The sequence below is a fragment of the Neobacillus sp. SM06 genome, assembly GCF_050496765.1.
Taxonomy (GTDB): domain Bacteria; phylum Bacillota; class Bacilli; order Bacillales; family Cytobacillaceae; genus JAEVLT01.
On sequence record NZ_JBNWEO010000021.1, the window covers coordinates 1 to 24433 of the forward strand.

General features: G+C 39.4%; 17 protein-coding genes and 4 pseudogenes. 3 read left to right on the plus strand and 18 right to left on the minus strand.

Going from position 1 to position 24433, the window contains the following annotated elements:
* Nucleotides 1-367: 367 nt before the first annotated feature.
* The 9 genes and pseudogenes from ACQYAD_RS18075 to ACQYAD_RS18115 form a co-directional block, all read right to left on the minus strand.
* Nucleotides 368-1517 (minus strand): IS3 family transposase gene (locus ACQYAD_RS18075; RefSeq protein ID WP_430234555.1). Its coding sequence is split into 2 segments (ribosomal slippage): nucleotides 368-1244 and nucleotides 1243-1517, totalling 1152 coding nucleotides; the frame shifts between segments, so codons are not numbered across the junction.
* A gap of 4 nt (nucleotides 1518-1521) precedes the next feature.
* Nucleotides 1522-1953 (minus strand): annotated as a pseudogene (tnpA, locus tag ACQYAD_RS18080) (IS200/IS605 family transposase).
* Between the two features lie 116 nt (nucleotides 1954-2069).
* Nucleotides 2070-2450 carry a YxiJ family protein gene (locus tag ACQYAD_RS18085; protein ID WP_430240448.1) on the minus strand — a complete coding sequence of 127 codons (381 nt, stop codon included), beginning with the start codon at nucleotides 2448-2450 and terminating at the stop codon, nucleotides 2070-2072.
* Nucleotides 2451-2504: 54 nt separating this feature from the next.
* Nucleotides 2505-3499: pseudogene (locus ACQYAD_RS18090) on the minus strand (RHS repeat domain-containing protein); the annotation flags it as partial.
* 196 nt (nucleotides 3500-3695) lie between these two features.
* Nucleotides 3696-4001, minus strand: coding sequence for a group II intron maturase-specific domain-containing protein (locus ACQYAD_RS18095; protein WP_430240485.1), 306 nt, complete (start codon nucleotides 3999-4001; stop codon nucleotides 3696-3698).
* Nucleotides 3950-4162 carry a hypothetical protein gene (locus ACQYAD_RS18100; RefSeq protein ID WP_430240489.1) on the minus strand — a complete coding sequence of 71 codons (213 nt, stop codon included), beginning with the start codon at nucleotides 4160-4162 and terminating at the stop codon, nucleotides 3950-3952. Before ACQYAD_RS18100 ends, ACQYAD_RS18095 begins: the two co-directional genes overlap by 52 nt.
* Nucleotides 4163-4390: 228 nt before the next feature.
* The gene (locus tag ACQYAD_RS18105) at nucleotides 4391-4804 is read right to left on the minus strand and encodes a YxiG family protein (protein ID WP_430240449.1); all 414 of its coding nucleotides are present in this window, start codon (nucleotides 4802-4804) and stop codon (nucleotides 4391-4393) included.
* A 6-nt stretch (nucleotides 4805-4810) separates the two neighbouring features.
* Nucleotides 4811-5881, minus strand: a pseudogene (locus ACQYAD_RS18110) (RHS repeat domain-containing protein); the annotation flags it as partial.
* Nucleotides 5882-5941: 60 nt separating this feature from the next.
* Nucleotides 5942-6799, minus strand: coding sequence for a hypothetical protein (locus ACQYAD_RS18115; RefSeq protein ID WP_430240451.1), 858 nt, complete (start codon nucleotides 6797-6799; stop codon nucleotides 5942-5944).
* Nucleotides 6800-7098: 299 nt separating this feature from the next.
* Here ACQYAD_RS18115 and ACQYAD_RS18120 point away from each other — a divergent pair, with 299 nt between their 5' ends.
* Nucleotides 7099-8310, plus strand: coding sequence for an IS110 family transposase (locus ACQYAD_RS18120; RefSeq protein WP_430240453.1), 1212 nt, complete (start codon nucleotides 7099-7101; stop codon nucleotides 8308-8310).
* A 263-nt stretch (nucleotides 8311-8573) separates the two neighbouring features.
* On the opposite strand, the pseudogene ACQYAD_RS18125 reads toward ACQYAD_RS18120, so the two are convergent.
* From ACQYAD_RS18125 to ACQYAD_RS18140, 4 genes and pseudogenes are all read right to left on the minus strand, one after another.
* Nucleotides 8574-9338: pseudogene (locus ACQYAD_RS18125) on the minus strand (RHS repeat domain-containing protein); the annotation flags it as partial.
* A gap of 123 nt (nucleotides 9339-9461) precedes the next feature.
* Nucleotides 9462-9890, minus strand: coding sequence for a hypothetical protein (locus ACQYAD_RS18130; protein ID WP_430240455.1), 429 nt, complete (start codon nucleotides 9888-9890; stop codon nucleotides 9462-9464).
* A complete protein-coding gene (locus tag ACQYAD_RS18135; RefSeq protein ID WP_430240456.1) occupies nucleotides 9878-16477 on the minus strand; it encodes a DNRLRE domain-containing protein in 6600 nt (2199 codons plus the stop codon). Before ACQYAD_RS18135 ends, ACQYAD_RS18130 begins: the two co-directional genes overlap by 13 nt.
* A gap of 202 nt (nucleotides 16478-16679) precedes the next feature.
* A complete protein-coding gene (locus tag ACQYAD_RS18140) occupies nucleotides 16680-16871 on the minus strand; it encodes a hypothetical protein (protein ID WP_430240458.1) in 192 nt (63 codons plus the stop codon).
* Nucleotides 16872-17116: 245 nt separating this feature from the next.
* On the opposite strand from ACQYAD_RS18140, the gene ACQYAD_RS18145 reads away from it, so the two are divergent.
* A complete protein-coding gene (locus tag ACQYAD_RS18145) occupies nucleotides 17117-18349 on the plus strand; it encodes an MFS transporter (RefSeq protein ID WP_430240459.1) in 1233 nt (410 codons plus the stop codon).
* 7 nt (nucleotides 18350-18356) lie between these two features.
* On the opposite strand, the gene ACQYAD_RS18150 is transcribed toward ACQYAD_RS18145, so the two are convergent.
* The 3 genes from ACQYAD_RS18150 to ACQYAD_RS18160 form a co-directional block, all read right to left on the minus strand.
* On the minus strand, nucleotides 18357-18989 hold the full coding sequence (locus ACQYAD_RS18150) for an FMN-binding negative transcriptional regulator (RefSeq protein ID WP_430240460.1): 633 nt from the start codon (nucleotides 18987-18989) through the stop codon (nucleotides 18357-18359).
* Between the two features lie 417 nt (nucleotides 18990-19406).
* Nucleotides 19407-19970 (minus strand): histidine phosphatase family protein, encoded by a 564-nt coding sequence (locus ACQYAD_RS18155; RefSeq protein ID WP_430240462.1) that lies wholly within the window; start codon nucleotides 19968-19970, stop codon nucleotides 19407-19409.
* 59 nt (nucleotides 19971-20029) lie between these two features.
* Entirely contained in the window at nucleotides 20030-20233 is a 204-nt protein-coding gene (locus tag ACQYAD_RS18160) for a hypothetical protein (protein WP_430240464.1), read from the minus strand.
* Nucleotides 20234-20539: 306 nt separating this feature from the next.
* On the opposite strand from ACQYAD_RS18160, the gene ACQYAD_RS18165 reads away from it, so the two are divergent.
* A complete protein-coding gene (locus tag ACQYAD_RS18165; RefSeq protein ID WP_430240465.1) occupies nucleotides 20540-20743 on the plus strand; it encodes a hypothetical protein in 204 nt (67 codons plus the stop codon).
* A gap of 1526 nt (nucleotides 20744-22269) precedes the next feature.
* Here the strand turns inward: ACQYAD_RS18165 and ACQYAD_RS18170 are convergent.
* Nucleotides 22270-23061 carry an SDR family NAD(P)-dependent oxidoreductase gene (locus ACQYAD_RS18170; protein WP_430240467.1) on the minus strand — a complete coding sequence of 264 codons (792 nt, stop codon included), beginning with the start codon at nucleotides 23059-23061 and terminating at the stop codon, nucleotides 22270-22272.
* 37 nt (nucleotides 23062-23098) lie between these two features.
* Nucleotides 23099-24064, minus strand: a complete 966-nt coding sequence (locus ACQYAD_RS18175) for an MBL fold metallo-hydrolase (protein WP_430240469.1) — start codon at nucleotides 24062-24064, stop codon at nucleotides 23099-23101.
* Between the last annotated feature and the right edge of the window lie 369 nt (nucleotides 24065-24433).

Consider the following 24433-nt stretch of genomic DNA (forward strand, 5'->3'; position numbering starts at 1 on the left):
GTGCTACAAGAAGTCAAGACAGTTTTTTTGAAAAATTAAGGTGTATACAAGATTAATTACTTAGATATTTCTATAATACAAAGGTCTTGATCTCCTCTTCCTGTATGGAAATTGAGGGGAATAGCGCCAATTAGACATTGTCCACAGGTGGAGGACATAGTATAAGCGAAGGCGTGGGAGAAATGGTTTCCTCCTACACCCAAGATCACCCCAAAGCGCTGAAATGTTGGTAAAATTTCATCCTCTTCATAAAAGATTGGTTCGTTAGAACGAATCTTTTATGAAGAGGGCAGCAAGCGAAGCGCGGTAGGATTTTTTAAGTTTAGATATAAATATAAGACAACTTTCTTGACGAACACCGCTACTGTTATTCACATGTGGATAACAGTACAACATCCCGGTTATACACAGCAGCTGGTGTATGGTTATCCAATGACTGGTGTGGTAAGTAGTGGTTGTGTAGATGGATATAGCGTTCCACACCTTGCCTCGTTTCTCGCGGGCTAGTATAGTCGTTGATATAAATCTCATTGTACTTCAGGCTACGCCAGAACCGTTCTATAACGATGTTGTCCTTTGCACGGCCTTTGCCATCCATGCTGATGCGGATTTCGTTCTCCTTTAGCAAATCTGTGTACTGTGGGCTGGTAAAGTGGCTCCCTTGATCACTGTTAATAATGGCGGGTTTGCGTTTGGCTAGCGCCCTTCTCATAGTCTCTAATACGAACCCGATTTCAAGGCTTTGATCCAATTGCCAATCCACAATGAAGCGAGAATACCAATCCATGATGGCGTAGAGGTACATCCAGCCTTGCTTCATCCGGATATACGTGATATCCACACTCCAAACCTGGTCGGGCTGAGTAATGTTTAGCCCTCGAAGTAGGTAGGGGTAGATCCGGTGCTGGAGATCCCGTTTGCTAAGGTTCGGACCGGGATAGATAGCCATAATACCCATCTCTCGCATGTACTTTCTTACTGTATTTTCGTGAATAAGATCCCCTTCTCGATTCATAATGGCAGCTATCTTTCGATAGCCCAGAAAAGAATGCTTTGTGTATAGCTCATCAATCCGGTGCTTGAGGCGAATTTCCTCCGGAGAGGGAGGGACCGGCTTATAGTAAAGACTGGTGCGGTTTAGATTAAGTAAATCCGCTTGTACGAGGATGGAGTGTTCGGAGCAATCCCATTCTATGAGATCAATACGCTCTTCACGAGTAAAGTTAGAGGCCAGATTTTTTTTTAAGCCACGACAATTGGGTGGTTAACTTACCAACCTCGGCGTAGAGTTCATTGATTTGTTGTTCATATTCTTTTTTCATTTTGGTGATACCTTTACGATCATCAACAAACAGCTGTGAGAGGTTTTGTACCACCTCGGATTTCCACCGGTTGAGGACATTGGTATGGATCCCATGCTCAGAAGCGAGCTGTGAAACTGACTTTTCTTCCTTTAGGATTTCCAGTACAATTTGCGCTTTTTCTTCTGGGTTAAACTTTCTTCGAGTGGTTGACATACAACTAAGAAACTCCTTTTTTATTGTCTAGTTTATATGTAGCATTATATTGATTGGCTATGTAATTTCTTATTATTTCCTCTGTAACAGTATCAACAGTTACACAGAAATATCCTCTTGCCCCATAAGTGCTGTCCCCCAGTATCTCTTTTTTAGTTCTGGAAATTCATCTTGCAATAACCTTGAGAATCTTCCTTTAAGATATTGCAATATTTACTTGGAGCAAGGCTTGGAGGAAAGGAAAGCAACAAATGAATGTGATCTTTCCCAACACTCCCCTACAAGATTGTAATACCTCTTCGCAGCCATGCCTAATTAGTTCCCTTGTTCTTATTGCAATCTACCCATATAGCACTTTGTATCTATATTTTGTAACCCAAATCACGTGGTATTTTAAATCATATACCGCATGACCATTTTTCTTATATCCGTCCATACTTTCACCTCTCTATAAGTATGGACAGAACCAAATAAGGCTAAAAAACTGATACCGTCTAAAGACGGTGGAGTTAGGCCACGCATTTGTAAATTAAAGAATGGAATTATTTAAAATTAACCAAATATACTTTTTTTGTATAATTTGATTACTTCTAATAATAATTCCCGCGTATTTTCGTGAACTATTAAGTCCCTTTCAAATTCAGGGTACATTTGTAAGCTTTGCTTTAAATAACTATAATGAGGGTACATAGCAAAAAAATCTTTATTTAACAGTTCTCGTTGATAACGAGGTATCTTCCTGTTAGAAAGTACATAACCTAGACTCCCTCTGATAAGGGAACAATAACTATCAAAATCCCCCGCTAAAAAGTGCTGTTCACCATCATGAAAGATATCCTTTTCAATCTTTTCTATATCTTCTGAAGGAAATCCTGTTTTTAACATATTATTAAAGTTTTTAAGCTTTGAAAGCAATTCCTTTTCTATTTGCATTCAGTGTAATTCACCTCATTCTAGTAATTAAAATTTGGTATCAGTACAAAAATATTATCTTTTTCTCCATTTATTATTCCAAAAAGTTACTATTTTCCCCGATCTAGTATAATAACCTCCGACTTTTCCATTTTTAATCTTATACCCCTTTTTACCTGTTTTTAATGTGTATGGCTGGCGTAAGTGTTTGTTTGACTGATAGAAAGCTCTCGCCATATTTGTATATCTTTCTTTACTATACAATCGACCATTCCAGATTACATGTCTTTTATAGTGGTCTGCTAAGGAGGCAGCACTACTCTTATACGTACCTTTACACCAAAATCTAGAAGCACCTTTTGCAACTTTATAGGCTTTAACTGCTTTAAACGCAGACCCTCCAACTAAACCAACACCTAGAGCAATTGCAGCAGCTTTCCACCCTCCACTCTTATATGCCTGATACCCATCATAAGCCGAAACCCAGCATTTAATAACATCCATACAAAATTTCCATCCGGATCCACACCCATCACCGGATTATTATTCGCATACGTATACCCATTCTGCGTAACCGGATCATCCTCATCCCCCGGGTCTGGATCCACCGAGATGAACACGCCATGTTTTGGATGATAATACCTGGCCATGAGATAGTACAGGTTCGTTTCTTCATCGTACATGTACCCTGCATACTTGAACGGGTTGTCGGCGGTTAACCCCTGCTCGATTTGTTGAAGGATATTGCCCCAGGCATCGTAAGCATACTGGGCTTGGATTTGGCCATTTTGGTCGGTGATCGCAATGACGTCGCCGTGGGTGTTGTAATGATAATAAAATATTTGCCCTTGCGCTTTCATTGCCAGGCGTACATCATCGGAGTTATACACATACTGGCGGAGCACCGTGCCGGTTCCGTCCGTTTCGTAGAGGACATTGATGCTGTCGCCGTCATAATAGTAGCGAGTGATTTGGCCGTTGACAGTCTTTTCGATTCGCCGGTTGTCATCATCGTATTTATAGGTGGCAAATGGCGTTGTTTGGCCTTTTCTTGTGACAGATTCGAGCTGCGAAATTCATCATATATCAAAAGCTTTCCCTTGTTTACTATTTTTGTATTTGGATGAATTCCTTAATAAAAAAAACATCCTTCGTTATCCTCGACCCAATCGAGTAGATGACTAGCCATTAATTGGCTAGTCGACCTCTCACACCACCCTGCGTACGGACCCGTACAGGGCGGTTCAACCTTTTAAGTATCGTTTCTCATAAAGTTGGGACTATTTCACTCCGAGAGATACGCCAGTATCCCTTTCGAGAATTGGCTGTTTTCATCGCATCATCATGGTTTATTCCATATTTTCGAAGCATTTTATATCTTGTTTTGACTTTCTTCCATCGTTTCCAGATTAATTGTCTTAATCTGCGATTTAACCATCGTTGGATTTCCTTTATGAATGTTTTCATATTCGATATGCCATAGTAGTTAATCCAACCTGTGATTATTTGATTAATCTTTGTTATAATTTCCTCAAGGGTTCCGGATCGTTTGCGACTTGTCTCTTTTCGCAGCTTATCTTTAAATCGTTGTTTTGCCGACTTACTAGGTCGGCATCCAACTTTCCCAGCAGTTTTTGGATATTGAAACCGAGAAATGTCGCTTTTGTTGCACCACAAATTTTACTTTTCTTTTGGTTAATCGTTAGCTGTAAATCTTCTTCGATGTATTTCATGACTCCTGTTAATGCTGCTTTACCTACTCCTTTCCACGTATACCCTTTGTTACGATTTCTCCATAAATATGTTCCAACATCCCATGTAGCTCCACCTAATGCTTATCCATCCGAAACTACACCATTATAGGATTATTATTTTTATAAAAACAATCGAAAACCAAAAAAGGAAACTGCTCTTTTAGCAAATTTTAAAAGGGGCAGGTTCCGTTCAAAAATAAAGAACAACTACTTTAGCTTGAAGATTCGTTTGTCTAGTATAAGAACTTTTGCTTCTATAAACAGTAACGAGTTCCAAATTTCTAAAGCAAAATTTGCGTTGGAATAGTATTGATCAATCCATTCTTTTTCTCCAATAATTTTAATCATTCCTATTCCTTCTGGATAATAATCAATACTTGTTAACTCCAAATAATCTATTTTTTCTATTTCTTCCAAATTAAACCTATCCTCGGCGGTATCTTTCAAATAATAATATGAAGATATTTCACAGAACTCTAACTTATTCTTAGTAATTATTTCATTATCATTTATCGTTAACATTAGCGAAATTTTATCTGAAATTAGTTGAAAGTCTATACTTTCGATTGTAGCACCCCATAAATTATTTAATAATTTTTGTATATCCTTATTAACTTTCAATCCTTATCACCGCCTTAAAATATTCCTAATTTGTCTATATGATTTTCTCGTTATATTAACATGGGTTAGAGCTCGGTTATTCGTCGGATTTCCATAAGCATCTAAAGCCCCATATCTAGAGTGGCTTATTCTATAATAAGGTTTTGATCTACCCCCCGATCCTTTATTCATAATACGTATTTGGTATTTATTCTTCTTTCCATCTGGAACGCTAACTTTCCAACCATCCCCTTTTGTTCTTTTAATAGTCCCTCCATGACGACTAGCAATTTTGGAAGCTAACTTATAAGTTTTTGAAAATTTCCCCGCTTTATATGCTCGATATACAATTTTTGCCCCTTTAAACGCTGCCCCTCCAACTAAACCAATTCCAACCGCAATTGCTGCAGCTTTCCATCCCCCACTCTTGTACGCCTGGTAACCATCATAAGCCGCAAAACCAGCATTAACAACCAGCCAGAAAAAATTTCCATCCAGATCCACACCCATCACCGGATTATTATTCGCATACGTATACCCATTCTGCGTAACCGGATCATCCTCATCCCCCGGATCCGGATCCACCGAGATGAACACGCCATGTTTTGGATGATAATACCTGGCCATGAGATAGTACAGGTTCGTTTCTTCATCGTACATGTACCCTGCATACTTGAACGGGTTGTCGGCGGTTAACCCCTGCTCGATTTGTTGAAGGATATTGCCCCAGGCATCGTAAGCATACTGGGCTTGGATTTGGCCATTTTGGTCGGTGATCGCAATGACGTCGCCGTGGGTGTTGTAATGATAATAAAATATTTGCCCTTGCGCTTTCATTGCCAGGCGTACATCATCGGCGTTATACACATACTGGCGGAGCACCGTGCCGGTTCCGTCCGTTTCGTAGAGGACATTGATGCTGTCGCCGTCATAATAGTAGCGAGTGATTTGGCCGTTGACAGTCTTTTCGATTCGCCGGTTGTCATCATCGTATTTATAGGTGGCAAATGGCGTTGTTTGGCCTTTTCTTGTGACAGATTCGAGCTGGTCGGCTGCGTTCCATTTGTACGTGAATTGCCTATCGGGTAAACGGCTACCAATAATATAAAGTCAGTAAAGAGGTTATGAAAAACTGCAATTGTCACCTTTAAAAAATTACTATTTTTTAAATTCTAATAAGTTAATAAAATAGATATCATTCTCCGTTTGTAAATATAGAAACGAGCCACGGCCAATATAACTAATAAATTCAATTTTTTTACCTTGTTCACCAAAAGGGATTATCTCTTGCATGGTTCTTTCAGATAATGAATACAATACTAACTTCTTATTGTTTGTCCCAAACAATACTTCATCTTTACCAATCGCAAATCCATTTGATATCCCGTTTTCCTTTAAATTAACATTCGGCCAATAACCTAATAGTTTTTTATTCTTCATTCGTACTAACGGAAACTCTGAATAATAATACAGCCATACTTCATCTTCGTTTACATTCATTGCGTAACAATCATCAATAGGTGGGACGTTATTCTTTTCAATTAAAACATTGTAGTCAGTAAAAAGTATTTGTCCTTGACTATCAAACGCCACAATCCCATTGTTTCCAATAATTGAATCTCCGAAAATACCCTCATCAAAATAACTTATCCATATATTATTAAATTTATCAACTTGGCAGTCTTGGATTCCTTCCCCGACATAAAACTTCTTTATTATTTCTCCTTGGTTATTCATTATTAAAGCATTGTTTTTTTCATAGTTGCAAATAAGAAGCCAATTTTTTTGGTCGATTGGCTGAACAAATAATAAATCATCAAGAACTATTTCAATATTTAAAGGAGCAAAATTTCTATCAGTTGTCCTTGTATTGTAATAAATAATAAAAGGAATATTGTTAGAATTAATTGTAATTAAGACTATATTTTTTAAATGATCTACATAAAAGTTTTTTATTTTATAATCCAAAAATTCGTGAGTGAAATTCATTAGATTTATAAATTTAGATACTTTCATATTAAGTTTCATTCCTTTCGCTGCGCTCAAGGCACAAATATTTAATGAAAGTGAAGCTACTCTCCACCTAATGTTGCTATAATATATTTGGATACGCAGATACACTACAGAGCACGGGGAGGTGAGTGGTGCAGTTCGAAACTGCCCGCATATTAAGATGTGCCGTTTGCTGTCTTCAAGTACAAATAAGTGTGCCACCCGAGCACGTAAACTAATCTTTGTGTAAACAATTCCTGTTTATGACATGGCAAACAGTCAATGTCTGCTTTATCCACTATAAACTTTATGGGGATGTGTTTATGCTTAAAATTGTTTACCCTATTTGCTGTGGAATTGATGTCCACAAAAAGTTTGTTGTTGCTACGGTTGGTACTACGAACAAATCGGGGGTTACGGAATACCAAACCAAGCAATTTTCAACATTCACCGAGGATTTACACCGTCTCCTCGAATGGTTAAAATCCCAATCCTGTATCCATGTCTGTATGGAATCTACGGGCAAGTATTGGCACCCTGTATTTAATATTTTGGAGCACGACTGTGAAGTCCTAGTGGCTAACCCAAAATATGTAAAGGGTATTAAGGGTAAGAAAACAGATAAAAAAGATTCAATTTGGCTTTGCGACCTTCACAAACATGGCTTGGTTCCTAGTAGTTTTATTCCACCCTTGCCCATTCGTCAAATTCGAGATTTAATGCGGTATCGGTTTAAACTCATCAACTTTAAGTCGAGCGAGAAAAACCGTGTTCAAAATCCCCTTACAGTTTCTAACATTATGATTTCTAGTGTAGTCTCGGATACTTTTGGTGCAAGTTCTATGCGTATTATTAACCATATCCTTGATAATCCCGATGATACAGATTTCGATGTTTCATCGCTGCTACACGGAAGGATGAAAACCAAAACAGACACCATCGTGAAATCCATTCAAGGGCATTTGACTGAACCACAAGCCGATAAAATGCGTGTGTGCCTAGACCATATTGACAGTATTGAGAAACACATCGCTGATATTGAATCCGTTGTATTAAAATTAGTTCAACCCTACATGCGACAAGTCGAATTAATTTTATCCTTGCCAAGTATTAAAGATATCTTTACGGCCATTGCTTTTCTTGGAGAAATTGGTGTTGATATGTCTGTTTTTCTTTCCGATAAACATCTATGTTCTTGGGCAGGACTTACTCCGCAAAACAATGAAAGTGCTGGAAAGAAAAAGTCGGTTCGTGTTTCGCGAGCTGGTGTTTACATCAAACCATTACTAGTTCAATGTGCCAATGCCGCTATTAAAAGTAAAAAGTGTCCTTACTTCAAGAAACGTTATGACCAAATTAAGAAGCGTAGAGGTCACAAAAAAGCGATTATTGCGATAGCACATAAGTTACTTGTTTGTATTTACCATATGCTAGATAAAAATGAGCCATTTAACCAAGAGTTATACAATATAGATTCCAACCTAAACCAACTTATGTACCTCAGATCACGGAGGAAATGGCTATACAATACTTAGAAACTCTAGGCTATCAGATCCCCGATAAGTTTACACACGTTTAAATCTTTCCTTAATACAATTTTTCCCAAGTCCACTTGTAGAGTAGGCTTATTTTGTTATGCCTAATTTTTGCTTGTAACGTATGTTTGGGTTCTTTCAAACTATTCCTCCCATCCTATGGATAACAAATATCCAAAAGAATAACAAATACTGAATTTATATTTTAATGACTTTTTTAAACATTTACCAGACAGTTCTTTAACTGCCTGGTAGTTTTTAAATTAATATGGAAAACTAGTAACTATACGTCCATTTTTATCCCGAACAACTCTAACTCTTTTCGTCAACTTACCGTTCCAATTTTTACCTACATATTTTTTAAATTCCTTTTCATGTATGGTACGCCCATATTTCCCATCTCGAACCTTTGGGGTTCTAGCTGTTGCCCTAGTAGTTCGTTTCATTGTTCTGTTGCTTCCAAATTTCCCCTTATTAGGTACAGATGAATCTTTAGCATGACCTTCTTTAATATGATCCCAGGATTTTTTATTAGCCCAGCTTTTTACTTTTTTACCTAAATACCATGCTCCAATTGCCCCCCCGACTGCTACCGTTGCTATTAAGGCAACTTGCCCTAAACTAGGAACGATATATAATCCAGCAGCAATGGCAATATTACCATCTGGATCAATATTTATCACCGGATTATTATTCGCATACGTATACCCATTCTGTGTAACCGGATCATCCTCATCCCCCGGATCCGGATCCACCGAGATGAACACGCCATGTTTTGGATGATAGTACCTGGCCATGAGATAGTACAGGTTCGTTTCTTCATCGTACATGTACCCTGCATACTTGAACGGGTTGTCGGCGGTTAGCCCCTGCTCGGTTTGTTGAAGGATATTGCCCCAAGCATCGTAAGCATATTGGGCTTGGATTTGGCCATTTTGGTCGGTGATCGCAATGACGTCGCCGTGGGCGTTGTAATGATAATAAAATATTTGCCCTTGCGCTTTCATTGCCAGGCGTACACCAGCGGACAAACATTTTCCATTGGAATCATAGGTGATGGATTCGATTTAATAAAGATGTTTATAAAAATTATGTGAAACCAGTCGATATTGAAAGACGTTTGTCATATCGACTGGTTACTAAATTTAATATCATAGGTTTTTAATCTTACAGTAAATATCTTTCAGATTAATTTCATCAACTTCAAATGACGTCTCGTATTGCCACTTTTCTTCAATTAAATCATTTTTTAAAAAAATAAAACTTACTTGAAATTTCCCTTTATTACACTCTACTTTAATTTCCATTTCTTCTTCGTCAGCAACCAATTCGGCTTTCTCAATTTTTTTTTGTAGCAATAAATATAGCTCTTGACTAAAGTTAATAATCTCGCTTTTCAAGAAAATTGGTCCACGATATTCATAGTAAAAATAATCAGAAGATACAGACACTAAATTTGACTGTAAATCACGTAAATAAATCTCATTGTCATTAGGATACATTGATCCAAAAGAGAGAATGGTAATCTTCTTTTTATCACCCCAAAATACAATTTTAAACTCTTCACTTATTTCCACCATGGTGTCTTCCTCCAATATTTAGATTGTTTACTACGATGTCCAACAGTGATAATGTTATATTTTTTTGTTCTTGATACTACAATATGTTTCTTTCCCAACGTCTGGACAAACCGATCATTTGGATATCGAATATCTATACCCTTACGTCCAAAGCTTCTAGTTAAAGTCGCTGAAAGTTTAGACATTTTTCTAGATGAATTAGCTAAATAATCTGTGGCATGCTTACTATACTTTAATTTTGAAGCAAAAAAGGCTACCCTTCCTATTCCACCAAAAACTACTCCAGTAATCGCACCTTTCAGAGCAGCATTTCCTGCACCCTGCCACGTATATCCTTTATTACGATTTTCAATTAAATATGTCGCTACATTCCATGCTGCTCCACCTACAGCAGCTGCTATCCACCACGCTATATGTCCATCGGGATCATTCATCATCACCGGATTATTATTCGCATACGTATACCCATTCTGCGTAACCGGATCATCCTCATCCCCCGGATCCGGATCCACCGAGATGAACACGCCATGTTTTGGATGATAGTACCTGGCCATGAGATAGTACAGGTTCGTTTCTTCATCGTACATGTACCCTGCATACTTGAACGGGTTGTCGGCGGTTAGCCCCTGCTCGGTTTGCTGAAGGATATTGCCCCAGGCATCGTAAACATACTGGGCTTGGATTTGGCCATTTTGGTCGGTGATCGCAATGACGTCGCCGTGGGCGTTGTAATGATAATAAAATATTTGCCCTTGCGCTTTCATTGCCAGGCGCACACCATCGGCGTTATACACATACTGGCGGAGCACCGTGCCGGTTCCATTCGTTTCGTAGAGGACATTGATGCTGTCGCCGTCATAATAGTAGCGGGTGATTTGGCCGTTGACAGTCTTTTCGATTCGCCGGTTGTCATCATCGTATTTATAGGTGGCAAATGGCGTTGTTTGGCCTTTTCTTGTGACAGATTCGAGCTGGTCGGCTGCGTTCCATTTGTACGTGAATGGCTCGTCGGATAAACGGTTGCCGTTGGCGTCATAGGTGATGGTTTCATTTCCAAAAGAAGTAAGCTGGTTCCCGTTGTTGAATGTGGCTGTAGTTGTCGCAGTCGTGCCGTCTGCTTTTGTAACCTTTACACTGGTTCGGTTGCTGAAGCCGTCATAGGTGTATTCATTGACCGTTCCATCCGGCAGGGTTTCTTTTGTTAATTGATTTAGTTGATCATAACTGTAGAACGTTTTGCCAGGCTGCAGACCCCCTTTTCGGTCAATGCTCGTTCGGTTGCCATTGGCATCATAGCTATATGTTTCTGAGACAATGGATGTGCCGTCAGGTTTGCTTACATTCAGGGTTGTCACCTTTTGCGTATTCTCGTACAGATACAGGGCACTCGCCAGGTTTCCAGCTACATAGGAGGATACGTTCCCAAATTCATCATAATCAAAATAAAAGATTTTCCCATCGTTTACTACTTTTATATTTTGATTGAGCGTATTGTACTCGTAAGTGCCCGTGTTGGCATACGTCCCTTGCTGGATAGCGAGTGACTTTAGCTTAAAGGATCCTGGATGATACTCCCACGAAATGCTTCCGCCGCGGTCTGTCATGCTGGTAACGCGGTTTCCCGTATCGTAAGATTTTACCCGGGTAATGCCATTGATTGGATCCGTTACTTTTGTTTCATTCCCGTTGGCATCGTACTCGTATGAAAAAGCAACCAATCCATTGTGTTTTAATTCTTTTACACGGTCAGCTGTATCATACGTCCATTCCAAATAATTCCCCGCCGGCATCACGGTTTTGATCCGGTTCGTATTTTCATCGTATGAATGGTTGATTTGCCGGTTTAGCGGATCAATGTATTTCACCAATTTATTGTCAACGTCGTATTCATATTTTACAATTTGTGACTTCGTGCCGGACGCAATCGTTTTCTGGGTGGTGTTTCCATTATCATCATATTGGTAAGCGACAGCAGTATTGTTAGGCAGAGTGGTTTTCGTTAACTGATTGTCAAGGTTATATTCAAACAGTTTGGTGTTGTTTTTCGGATCTGTTTCGGTAGTTTTGTTACCATAGGCATCGTAGGCATAAGACGTCTTATGCCCTTCTTCGTCATAGGAAGACGTTGCCTCATCATTGGAATTGTATTCATTTTGTGTAAGAACATTGCCGTCCAAGATCCGGACATCATCATACCAGACCGTCCCCGTATTATTCCCCCGGAATAAAGTGTAAATTCGAAGTTGTTTGATCGGTTTCGTTTTCGGGATGGTGATAGCCCCACGGTTCCAATCCTTCGTACCGAGTGGAAATAAAATAGTATAGAACTGACTAGTCTTATCATCATAATCAGCATATATCCAAATCCCATATTCCGAATCTGTTTTGCTTCCACTTGTATTTTTGGCATCCTGTGCTTTGGACATCGCTGTCACTGTCAAAGCGGTAGCACTCGTTTGATTGAGTGGGACGATTTGCAAATAATGCTTATCCGCGTCGGTAGTGTTTGGTCTTCTGATCACAATTCCCTGTTTTCCTTGGAACCCATCGGATACTTCGCCTGTATTAGCAACTGTTCGGTACCAACCCTTTGGTGTATTATCAGTGTCAAGCATTTCAAAGCTGCTGTTCACTACCGGGTTAAACGAAGAGGACACCGGACCTTCCTCTAATTGAGCTTTATCATACCAAACCGAACCTGTTGCATTACTATCATTTTGCGATAAAACAAGATACACTTTTATTTTGGCTGTATCTGGTAAGGTTTTAATGGAAAGCTGTTGTTTACTCCAATCATGAGTTCCGTCTAGACTATGATATTTTGCCGAAATATGAGTAGATACACCACTGTTGCTAATTAATGCTACTTCCAAGAAAGCCTTAGCATTTGAAATATCGGCAGTTTTCACCCAAGCACTAAATGTATAACTTTGATTAGGTACAGCGTCAACTGTTTGAGTCGTTTGAACCGTTCCCCATCCAGAACTAGTCGGTTTAAGAGACAAACGAATGGCTTGCAATCCACTTGAACCCGGTGCATCGGATGGCGTTAACGCGTAAGTCGAAACATCTCCCACATTATTTACAATTTCTTCAGTCCATCCATTTACACTATCTTCAAAACTTCCATTTGTTAATAGATTGGCTGCGGGTGCAAGAGCCTTACTCCCGGAAATGGCATTACCATACTGGTCGTACTGAGTAACAGAGGCAGTATTTGATTGATTGTCAACACTTGATACTGCATTTTGTCCCTGATAGGTCACTGTTGTGGTTTTCTGCTCAGTATCTGTCCTTTTCGTCATATCATTATTAATGTTATATTGATACGTTTCTGTCCCAATCGCATCGCTAGATGATATTACATTTCCATTGATATCATAAGTATACGTCTCCGAGACACGTTGCCCTTGGTCTTTCGGATTCGTTTTCTTTTTCAATAAATTGGTTTCATATTCGTACGTTGTCTTCAAAGCTAAATAATCGGTATCTACCGTTGTATAACTGGGATTTCCAGCAAGATTGTAGCCATAGCGGTCTTTATTCAGCTTTGAATCTGTCACAGTAACTTCCCGCTTCGACAGATCATAGCTTAACGAAGTTTCTTTTCCAAGCGGATCTGTTATTTTCACCAGTTTGTTATCTTGATACGTATAGGTCGTTTGATTAGGGGAGGAAGTTGTATGCTTCGGATCATAAACATACCGGAGCTTGCCGTTTTCGTAGCCGTATCGGTATATTTTCCCCCGCGGTGTTGTTGATGAAATCAAATCATCACCACTGTATGAATAGGTAAGCGTTCGATTTTCCGGCCCGATAATTCTCGCAATCTTACTGTTGTCAGCTGTATATTCAATCGTAACCACCCGGTTATTGGGATCCGTAATACTGGTCAGTTTGCCATTGGTATAGGCGTACTTTACTTGTTGGCCATATTCATCTGTTACGGAATCAATTTTCCCATCGCTTATGAACCTTGTAACCGATTGGTCTTTATCTGTTAAGGTAAACACACCGTTGTCTTTTTTCAGTCTTAGGAAAATACCTTCGGGTGCTTGGTAAGTTGTGTCATTGATCTTTAGGAACCGATTGACCGTTCGATCTTCTTTCGTATATAACACATCACCATTTGCCTCTTCTTTAACAGAAACCTCTAAGCTGCTATTCCAGCCGTTTCCAAAAAGGCCTTTGGAAGGATCTTGGCTATTGTACGTTCGACCGATTTCAATCACTGGTCCTCTTCCCGCTAAGGTAAAATCGGTTTCATCCATCACAAAATTCCCTGTAATGGCATTTACCTTTCCGAATTTTACAGGAATTGACGTCCAGTAATCTTCCATTCCAAACATATTGCCGCTATCCGGAATAACCGAAATTGCTTCATCAGAAACGGGACTGTCTGCATTCCCGGCGGAGCTATAGGCTTTAATGCGGAAGGAATAAGATTTCCGACTGCTGTCTCCGCCTGCTTTGGTATAAACGGGAGAGGGATCGCGTGCCAATTCCGTTCCCAAACCGTCATGGTGTAATTGGTAGCGCCCTGCGGCAATTTCGTCTGCTTTGGGCCATATGTTCTTTCCTTGTGTTGACCAAGTAGTCACATTCCCCGCATCAAATTCTTCATAATCTTTTCCATTAAATACTTGAATTTTGTAGCCTGTTGCGTTTGGAAGTGGATCCCACTTTAATTGGACATAGCCGGAATCAGATCCTGGGACATTCGCAAAGGCGTTCCCGGTTGGTAGTTTCGGCTTATCAAGAGGGATTAGTGGTGTGAACGCACTTGAGCAGCCACTTTCTTCTCCCGTTGGATATTTGGCCATGACACAAAAGGAATAGTTTTTGTAATTTGCATAAGTGTTGTCTGCATTTGCATAAACCGGCGACGGATCTGAAGCAAGTTCTGCACCTGCTCCGTCATGATGTAATTGATATCGTCCGGCAGCAATTTCTTCAGAAGTCGGCCAAATCTTTTGCGCTTTTGTCGACCAGTTCGTCACATTACCTAAGTCAAATCGTTCCCACCCAATTCCATTAAACATCCATACTGCGTATGCGTTGGCACCAGCCACCGCATTCCAGGTCAAATCGACATACCCGGTGTTGCTTCCGTTACCATATGTGTATGCAGTACCAGTAGGTGGATTTGGAGCAGGATAATGATAATCTATATCTATTACGGGCTGATTTGTACTGTTTTCCGATGCGTAGAATTTTTTCCAATACGTTTGCCCATTTCCATTCGTATGCATAACGAAACCATTGTTTGGCTTTATTCCGTTTACCCAATCTTTAACGGTATTGGTTACATTAAATCCAGCCCATTGACCTTGGTAAACAGAATCGGATGCAATGATTCCGGAAGTAAAAGGCTTGTTATTCCATGTGAGCGTTCTGGGGTTCCATGCCTGCCCCACTTCATTGATGTCTACTTCTGTAGGAGTGGTTGGATAATAAGAATGGGCGGTATAAGCATAAAATACTGCATTGTCTACAATTGCCCCTTTTAATGCAGATAAGTCCTGTTGAAAATAACCATAATTCCAGCCTGTCGTGCTGTCATAATAACCCACTTTAATTGAGTAATACCCCAGCGAAGATTCCCAAAAGCGATCATAGTTCGTGTTTGGAAAAGCACTGGAAGCAAAAGTATCCATTGAGGTACCGAATTCAGTTGTTGGGTCAATATAAACGGGGTATTTTCGGTTTGCATCTTTCAGCCAAGTAGGATCTGCTTTCACAATCAACTTGTAGCCGCCAGCAGCTTTAATTAAATCATAAGAAACATTGTCCGAACGTTGGGGTTCCCCGGATAATGGATCAATATTGGAATCGGTCATAAATGGCTTTGGAATCGAAAAAATATTTTTTTCGCCATCGTTGAATTGGATGTTTCCATCCTCTTTTATTGCTGCATCTAGTCGAGTTTCTATGAAAAACTGAAACTCAGAAAATCCTTTATAGGAGTTAAGAATGATATCTTCTTTGACCTGTCGATCAAAGCTTACATTCCGCAGGTCTAGACCATCAACAATATCCTTATAAGTCACTTTATTCTCTTTGACTTTGGCATCTGCTACTTTCGGTTCTGTAAAATCTCTTTCCCCTTGAGAACCTAAAAATTGATAATTCATGATGTAATCATTGAAAGAAACGGAGGCATATTGTCCCTTGTTTAACTTCGGCTGAAAGGTTACATGGATGGAGGTATTTTCAGGTTCAATTAAACCTTTTTGGGATGGAACTAATTTAGTAGAAATGCGTTTAAGTTCATTTTCGTTATTCAATCGGTAAATCGGTGAAAAATATATTTTCTTTGTATAAGTACCATTTTCGTTTTGAATAACTTCTGTGTTTTTTCCTCGTTTTTCCTTGATTTCTTTTGTCTCTCTTTTGAACGGTGGTGGAGGTGGTGCCTTTACTTTTTCTTTCACTTGTTTGTTTTCTTCAGATACTTGTGGTTTTGTATCAGTTTGGGCATAAACGACTTGGTGATTTTTTGGCGGAACAAGCCCCATTATTAAAAGGATAATAAATGTCCAACAGGCTACCTTTCTCTGCAAAAACTTAATCCTCAGTCTATTCATCTTTCGCCCCCTTGTAATTCCTACTCCATTAGTAAATAATTGGAATACCCCTTAAGAATATCTAACAAAAAGATAATACACAATACATTTCAATCTACATTTTTCGATTAAAATCTACAAATAATTACAAAATATAGAATCAAACAGTTCCCATAGTTATACAAGATGACTAATGATATATAGACCAATAATAGGACAAGTATTACATATTGTTTTCATCCTGTTTACCATCTTCTTTTAAAATAAATTCAATGGTTGCATCATCTTGTTTTTTATGCTCCTCTGTATACTCAGCCCAATGAATATTATGGTTAATTAAGATTTGAATAAAATCTGATAAGCTTTTACCACAAAGTTCAGTTGTTGTTAATGTTAGTTTTGTTACGGTAAACAAGTACATGGCTAGTGATAAATTAACATCTTCATCAACTGAATTTACATTTTTGTAAAAAAGGCAAGAATTCAGGGTTTATTCCAACCTCATCCAAGCCAAGATCAACAGCTTGATAAAGTATTTAAAAGTGCTGAATTTTCATTTAAAAAAACTTGATCTTTTTACATATAAACTAAATAATATGAATAGATTGAAAAGTGAAAAAATATACATACTGACCAGTCATTTAAAAAAGGGGGGTCTTGATGAAAATGAATACGCGAAACCGATTGTGGATCTACTCCATTCTTGGCATGTTCACAACCATTGTCGTCTTAGCGTTTGCAAGGCTGTCCTATGGAGTATTCCTCCCATTTATGAGAGAAAGCTTAAGGCTTTCCTATAAGCAGGCGGGTTATCTCGGCACAACGACATCATTGGGTTATTTAAGCACCATTATTTTTGCTGGAATTCTTGCCTCCAAATGGGGCAGTAAAAAAACAATTCTGCTGGGAATATCCCTCGTAACAGTTGGACTATCCGGGCTTGCTGTTACTGTTTCCTATTGGGTGTCATTCCTTTTCATGCTCGTTTTAGGCATTGGCACATCGTTCACCTATACCCCGTTTATTTCTTTGCTTGTTGCCTGGTTTCCGCAGAAAAAAGGATTGGTGATTGGTTTAACCACCAGTGGTGCTGGGATTGGTATTTTATTTGCAGGAATCGTCGTTCCGTTTCTAGAAAATTGGAACCATGATATCGGGTGGCGAGTCGCATGGGCTTTATTTGCCGTCATCGGTCTGTTCGTGGTGGTTTTGACATTTATTTTTATAAAAGAACCGCCTGCAGATTCATCTTCTGTGAAAAGCAATAACAAAAATGCTGCGAAAGAAATCTATAAAAACCCTAGCGTCATCAATGTTGGCCTTATTTACGGAATCGTTGGGCTTACTTACATCGTACAAACGATTTTTATTATGAGTTTTATGATATTTTCTGAAATAAGTGTGAAAGCAGCCGGGCAATTGATGGCGGTAAATGGAATTTTGTCTATCTTTAGTGGTCCGATTTGGGGAGCCATTTCAGATAGACTTGGACGAAGACGTTCATTGACTATGACGATGGGACTTACAGGATTATCGATGATTCTTCCTGTTCTCTTTCCCAGCCTTATTGGATTTGCCATTCACATCATCATTTTAAGCTGTACATCTACCGGGCTTTTTGCGTTAACGCAAGCATCCAGCATGGATCACGTCAGACCGGCAGAAATGCCGATCGCATTCAGTTATGTTACTTTTTATTTTGCAGTCGGCCAATTCATCGGCCCAGCGATTGCTGGCTGGTTAATCGACGAAGGAGGCGGTTTCAAAAGTGCCTTTATCTTTTCCTTTATCTGTTTAGCTTTTGGTTTACTGCTCACACTAAAGGTAAAGAATTCTCACCCGAGCAAACAGGCAATTTCTTATCTAGAAGAAGAAATAAACGAGCTATATTAGTGAACGATCATTCTTTCTTAATTTCATGCAAATTTTGCTCCATTAATAAGGCAATTTCTTGTGAATCATACTCATCTCTTGTTTTCAGCCCATTAATCACATTTTGTTGCCTTTGTCGCGAATGGTTCTGATTCAGCTTCCATTTTCCTTCAATCTTTTTAATATTAATTTCAAATCCCACAATCCCATTCATTAAACCATCGATAAACTTATCATCAAGGTTTGCTTCCCACGGATTTGGCATAGGTGATTCGTAAAAATCAACTGTTTTTTCTATAATGCTTTGCATTTCTTGTTTATTTTCTATTAAATGAAATTCTCCAAACACATGTACTGCAACATAATTCCAAGTAGGTACCGTATTCGTTTCATTATACCAAGCCGGCGAAATATAAGCGTGCGGGCCAGAAAAAACGATTAGAACTTCTTTCTTGTCCAATTTTCCCCAATGCAGATTCGGCTTTGCCATATGGCCGATCAAAACCCCATTTTCTCCCTTGGTTTCATCAAATAAAAATGGCAAATGCGTGGCAAAAGGTCCATCCCCAGTTTCAGAAAATAGAATGCCAAAACTATGATTCTGAATAAAGTTTACCAATTTCTTTTTATCAGTAACTTCAAAAGCCTTTGGTATGTACATACATTATTCCCCTTTATACGAAGAGTAAAATAAAAATTCAATAACGAGAATAAATATTCAATGTTTTATTAAAAAATAAGGTGATTCATTCAATTTACAAGGAATAGTGAAGTGAATTTATGCATAGCATATGCGGTGGAATCGTATTTTAGATATTGCTAAATGAATGGCCTTCAACTGTAAAACTAGCCTCGCTTTCCCTATCGAATGGCTTTTAACAAGCAAGTAGTCAGTATTAAAAGTAGAGATAGCAAAACAGGGAAATTCAGTCACGTAAAACGAACACACCTATTTTCCTGAAAAATTAGGAAATTCAGTCACGCAAGGGTAAAACAATTCTGTTTGTTTAAAAAAAGGATAATTTGAAAAATTCCCCTTATAAAAAGGGACATCGGCCAATGACGGCTATCAACTAATTCAAAATGTATAAGTAATACAGCTCCAATGCTTCGCAGTCACTTTTCTTTTGCTCTGCCAGCCCTTTTTCTGTAATTCCTTCGCTATCAGCCTATTAAAAAAACCATGTCCAACCAAAACGATTGATTCGTACTCATTGGCATAATGAATTAGTTGTTGAGACGCTTTCACTGCTCTGGATTTTGCTTGATTCAGAGACTCACACTCGTTAGAATAGCCGCATAACCAAAGTAATCGTAAACTAACTGACCACGTGTTCGGCTTTAATTTAATATTCAATAATTTTGGCAGATCAATGGGCAGCTCGGTTTCTCTGAATAATGGGTCGGATATTATTTTTGCTGCCGGATTTAATAACCTAGCCGACTCAATAGACCTTTTTAAATCACTGGTGATAACAAGAAACGCAGCTGCTGCTTTTTCCAGAGCAGCAGCTGGGTAGGATGAATTTTCAAACACTCCATGATCATTATATCTTTCAACCCATTTTTTAAACTCCGTAGCGGTCATTTTATTCTTTTCAGTTAGTAGTGATTCCCCGTGACGGATGAATGAAATCTCCATAAAAACTCCTTTGGATTTAGTAAAATTAACAGGCACATCCAGTGTCTTTACTTAACTCGTCAGCCTCCCTCAATACAAGTAACTTCTGTACTCCCTATCGCTTTATTTAAATCAGAAATCAATTGATCCAATTGTTCCCCTTGAATATGTTCCTTTAATGCTTTATTCGAACTGGCTGGAATCCCGTATTTTTGAAAAACCTCTTTTGCCTCATCCCAGCTGGCAGCAATACCGGATACGGGCATATCTTTGGTTATTACCATCATTCTTTTCTCCTTCCATGAATCAGTCAACTTTCTGATTGAAATAAGGTTTCAATAATCGGACACACCATAAACCCTGTACAATCGTACGGAGTCAATAGGTTTTTCATATTATTTTAACATTAAAGCCTCGTTCTTTAAACTAAGATAAATTCTCCGGAATATAGCAATGGACAAAATATGAATTTTTTGAAATAAAATTAAGGCAAATAATTGTTGAATTTGTGAAAACCATCACAAGATAGTGGAAACTTATTATAATGAAAATATCAACAGGTGAACGTTACCTTGAAAGGAGCTGCAATCATGGGTTTAATACTTGGTATATTTATTGGCTTGGCTGCAGGTGCGATATTGGGGGCAGCCGTTACGTTTCCAGTAGGTTCAGCAGTGGGGATCTTCATCGACAAAAGCTTTAGCGGGTGGGCATTCGAAATAGAGGTAGCCATTGTATTAATATGCGCTATCATTATTTACAAGTTTTTTAATATGCGTTTACGGAAAAACTAGAAAGAGATGTTTATACTCTTTAATTAGGATAAAGAAGCTCGCCGATCGGCGAGTTTTCTTTATCCTACCAGAATTCATACCTTAATTTATCATCCAGACCAGAATAAGGGGAAAACTGGGGTGATAGAGGTGTCTATCACTCAGTAAATACTAATAAAATGAAATTTGGATGCATTTTCGAATCCATTTCGTCTATTTTTCGGGGTAAAACGGGCATTACTCGTTTCTCTAATGCCCTTTTCGTCTATTTTTCAGGGTAAAATAGGCATTACTCGTTTCCCTAATGCCCTTTTCCCCTATTTTTCAGGGTAACACGGGCATTACTCGCTTCCCTAATGCCCAATTCGTCTATTTTTCGGGGTAAAACGGGCATTACTCGTTTCTCTAATGCCCAATTCGTCTATTTTTCAGGGTAAAACGGGCATTACTCAATTCTCTAATGCCCAATTCGTCTATTTTTCGGGGTAAAACGGGCATTACTCGTTTCCCTAATGACCTTTTCGTCTATTTTTCGGGGTAAAACGGGCATTACTCGTTTCTCTAATGCCCAATTCGTCTATTTTTCGGGGTAAAACGGGCATTACTCGTTTCTCTAATGCCCTTTTCGTCTATTTTTCAGGGTAAAATGGGCATTACTCGTTTCTCTAATGCCCGTTTCCCCTATTTTTCAGGGTAACACGGGCATTACTCGCTTCCCTAATGCCCTTTTCGTCTATTTTTCGGGGTAAAACGGGCATTACTCGTTTCTCTAATGCCCTTTTCGTCTATTTTTCAGGGTAAAACGGGCATTACTCGTTTCCCTAATGCCCGTTTCCCCTATTTTTCGGGGTAAAACGGGCATTACTCGTTTCCCTAATGCCCTTTTCGTCTATTTTTCGGGGTAACACGGGCATTACTCGCTTCCCTAATGCCCTTTTCGTCTATTTTTCAGGGTAAAACGGGCATTACTCGTTTCCCTAATGCCCGTTTCCCCTATTTTTCGGGGTAAAACGGGCATTACTCGTTTCTCTAATGCCCTTTTCGTCTATTTTTCGGGGTAAAACGGGCATTACTCGTTTCCCTAATGCCCTTTTCGTCTATTTTTCGAGGTAAAACGGGCATTACTCGTTTCTCTAATGCCCAATTCGTCTATTTTTCGGGGTAAAATGGGCATTACTCGTTTCCCTAATGCCCGTTTCCCCTATTTTTCGGGGTAAAACGGGCATTACTCGTTTCCCTAATGCCCTTTTCGACTATTTTTCAGGTCAAAACGGGCTCTACTGGCTCACCGCACGCATGCAAAATCTGAAGTTTTAAAAGAAATTCGCAAAAAAATAAACGCAGTTATAAATAACCCCACGTAATAGTCTTTATTTTCTACTCATCAAACATTTAAACCGTCATGGAGAAGGTAATTTTTTCATTTCCCCCCCCTACAAAAGATAAATTTTTGAGAGTGAATTATGTATTCTTTTGAACAGTAACAGCTGCTTTTTTCAAAACAAGATCGGCGAGCATTACAAAAAATAGCAACGCCCGCACCATCACTACTTCTGATTAAACATTCTCCTTCCCAAGCGTTCAAATGTCTTTGGAAATAGGGTATAAATGACACTCCCCAGGTTCATCCAGCGCGGAAGATTAATCTCGCGCGTCTTTGTCAGCATGGCATTGACCACTTTTTCCGCAACATACTCCGGTTGAAGCATAAACCGCTCGACATTTTTTACATAAGTGCCCTTTTCATCGGCAATGTTAAAAAAGTTCGTAGCAATTGGCCCTGGGTTGACCGACGTGACTCTTACGTTGCAATCGGCGAGCTCCATCCTCAAGGCATTCGTATAGCCAAGAACAGCATGCTTTGTCGCGGCGTAGACACTCGACTTTGGTGTAGCAATTTTCCCTGCCTGGGAAGCGATATTAATAATGTGGCCAAAGCGCCGCTCGCGCATATGGGGCAGCACCATGCTTGTGCATGCCATTAATCCAATGACATTTACATTAAACATCGCTTTCATCTCTTCGATACCAGCCTCATGTGCTGCACGGAAAATTCCAAACCCAGCGTTGTTCACCAAAACATCCACTTGCCCGAATGCTTGAAAAATTTCCGGGAAAACAGCCCGCACTTGCTCGGTATCCGAGACATCCAGCTGATAAACGGCAATCTTGACCGAGTGGCGCTGCTGCAATTGTTTTTGCAGTTGCTCAAGCTTATCCATGCTTCTTGCCAGTAAAACTAAGTTGGCGCCGCGGGCGGCGCAAAGTTTGGCGATTTCGGCACCAATCCCGCCGGACGCACCCGTAATTACAATATTTTTACCTGCTAATTGTTCCATGGTTGAATTAATCACCTCAAAGCTGGCTTTCCAGGAATCACCCCACTGCCGAAAAAAGATATGGCGGATTCCCTTTACTACTAATCTCGCCGATTGACGATAAATAGTCAAGCTGCGCAACCGTCTCTGACATGGTTAAAGCAAATTCTTTTTGATAAACAGTCGGGAAAAGCCGCTTACAAATTTCAAAGACTGTGAGTTCTTCTTGTTCGAGCCAGCCTTTTACCGTCATCGCACGCTCATGCTGACGCATCATCCTTTTTTCAATCAGTTCAGCAAGCTGGTAAACTTCTTCTCCATGCCCTGTATAAACAAATTGAATCGGATAATCAAACAGTTTCTTAAGCGACCGGTGATATTGCAAAATCGGCTTCGGTCTTTCCGTTGAACCCGGAACAGGCGGCTCCATTAAAGGGTTCGGTGAAACATGGGCTAATATATGGTCGCCGCCAATCATGATCCCGTCTTTTTCTCGGAAAAAGCTCATATGGCTTTGCGCGTGTCCGGGCGTTTCAATGACAAGCCAATCGTCCATACCTGGCGGCCGGTCTCCTTCGATAATTGTTCCAGTCAACTGCTGATTCGAACAGGAATATTTGAGCGTCTTTTTCATGGAAAAAAGATTTAGAAAAAGTTCAGCAGGAACACCACATTCAGCCCACAACTTTTCGTAAAATGCATCATGCTGATGCAAAAATTCCTCTGTCCGATCCAGCCAGCGCTGAGTGAATGGATGGCCATACAGTTCGACTGAATCGGGCATAAAATCAAGCAGACCCACATGATCTGGATGATGGTGTGTCAAAACGACCTGTTCAATGTCTTCAGGACGCAAATGAAGCGAAGCGAGCTGTTCCTTAAAGGCTGCCCAGGCATCTTCCGTTTTAACAGCGGCATCAATGAGTGTTAAGCGATCCCCTTTGATTACATACATATTGACATCGCCAACTGCATAAGGAGTCGGAACCGTAAGCTTAGCAATGCCATTTTTCCATTCTGTCATGTTAATCAAAACCCCTTTGATTCATTATCTTTCCATAATTTTATTTTTCTGCATTTGATCTACAAAGATAAGTGTAACGATTTTTTATCCAATTGTCATTATTTTCACATAATTTAATTTAAATAGATGAAAAATTCCGTTTTTTTACCACTTGACAGACAACTGGTATTTCCGGCATAATGACTAATAAAATTTATACTGAAATGAAAAGCAATGAGTAAGGCCAGTAAATGAGAAATGGCATTAGAGAGTGAAGCCCCCGGCTGAAAGGCTGCACTGCCCTCTTCCTCATTGAACCTACCTTATGAGCAATTAGGCAAACCTAACGCGGCCGGCGTTAACGGCTTTGAGTGATCCCTTCGATGACAA

Bases quoted from the DNA above. Each gene is read 5' to 3' on its own strand.
- ACQYAD_RS18120 (WP_430240453.1), top strand. From the start codon at position 7,099: ATGCTTAAAATTGTTTACCCTATTTGCTGTGGAATTGATGTCCACAAA.
- ACQYAD_RS18170 (WP_430240467.1), bottom strand. From the start codon at position 23,061: ATGGAACAATTAGCAGGTAAAAATATTGTAATTACGGGTGCGTCCGGC.
- ACQYAD_RS18130 (WP_430240455.1), bottom strand. From the start codon at position 9,890: ATGGTGGAAATAAGTGAAGAGTTTAAAATTGTATTTTGGGGTGATAAA.
- ACQYAD_RS18115 (WP_430240451.1), bottom strand. From the start codon at position 6,799: ATGAAAGTATCTAAATTTATAAATCTAATGAATTTCACTCACGAATTT.
- ACQYAD_RS18150 (WP_430240460.1), bottom strand. From the start codon at position 18,989: ATGTACATACCAAAGGCTTTTGAAGTTACTGATAAAAAGAAATTGGTA.
- ACQYAD_RS18100 (WP_430240489.1), bottom strand. From the start codon at position 4,162: ATGAAATACATCGAAGAAGATTTACAGCTAACGATTAACCAAAAGAAA.
- ACQYAD_RS18175 (WP_430240469.1), bottom strand. From the start codon at position 24,064: ATGACAGAATGGAAAAATGGCATTGCTAAGCTTACGGTTCCGACTCCT.
- ACQYAD_RS18155 (WP_430240462.1), bottom strand. From the start codon at position 19,970: ATGGAGATTTCATTCATCCGTCACGGGGAATCACTACTAACTGAAAAG.
- ACQYAD_RS18085 (WP_430240448.1), bottom strand. From the start codon at position 2,450: ATGCAAATAGAAAAGGAATTGCTTTCAAAGCTTAAAAACTTTAATAAT.
- ACQYAD_RS18165 (WP_430240465.1), top strand. From the start codon at position 20,540: ATGGGTTTAATACTTGGTATATTTATTGGCTTGGCTGCAGGTGCGATA.
- ACQYAD_RS18145 (WP_430240459.1), top strand. From the start codon at position 17,117: ATGAAAATGAATACGCGAAACCGATTGTGGATCTACTCCATTCTTGGC.
- ACQYAD_RS18135 (WP_430240456.1), bottom strand. From the start codon at position 16,477: ATGAATAGACTGAGGATTAAGTTTTTGCAGAGAAAGGTAGCCTGTTGG.
- ACQYAD_RS18160 (WP_430240464.1), bottom strand. From the start codon at position 20,233: ATGGTAATAACCAAAGATATGCCCGTATCCGGTATTGCTGCCAGCTGG.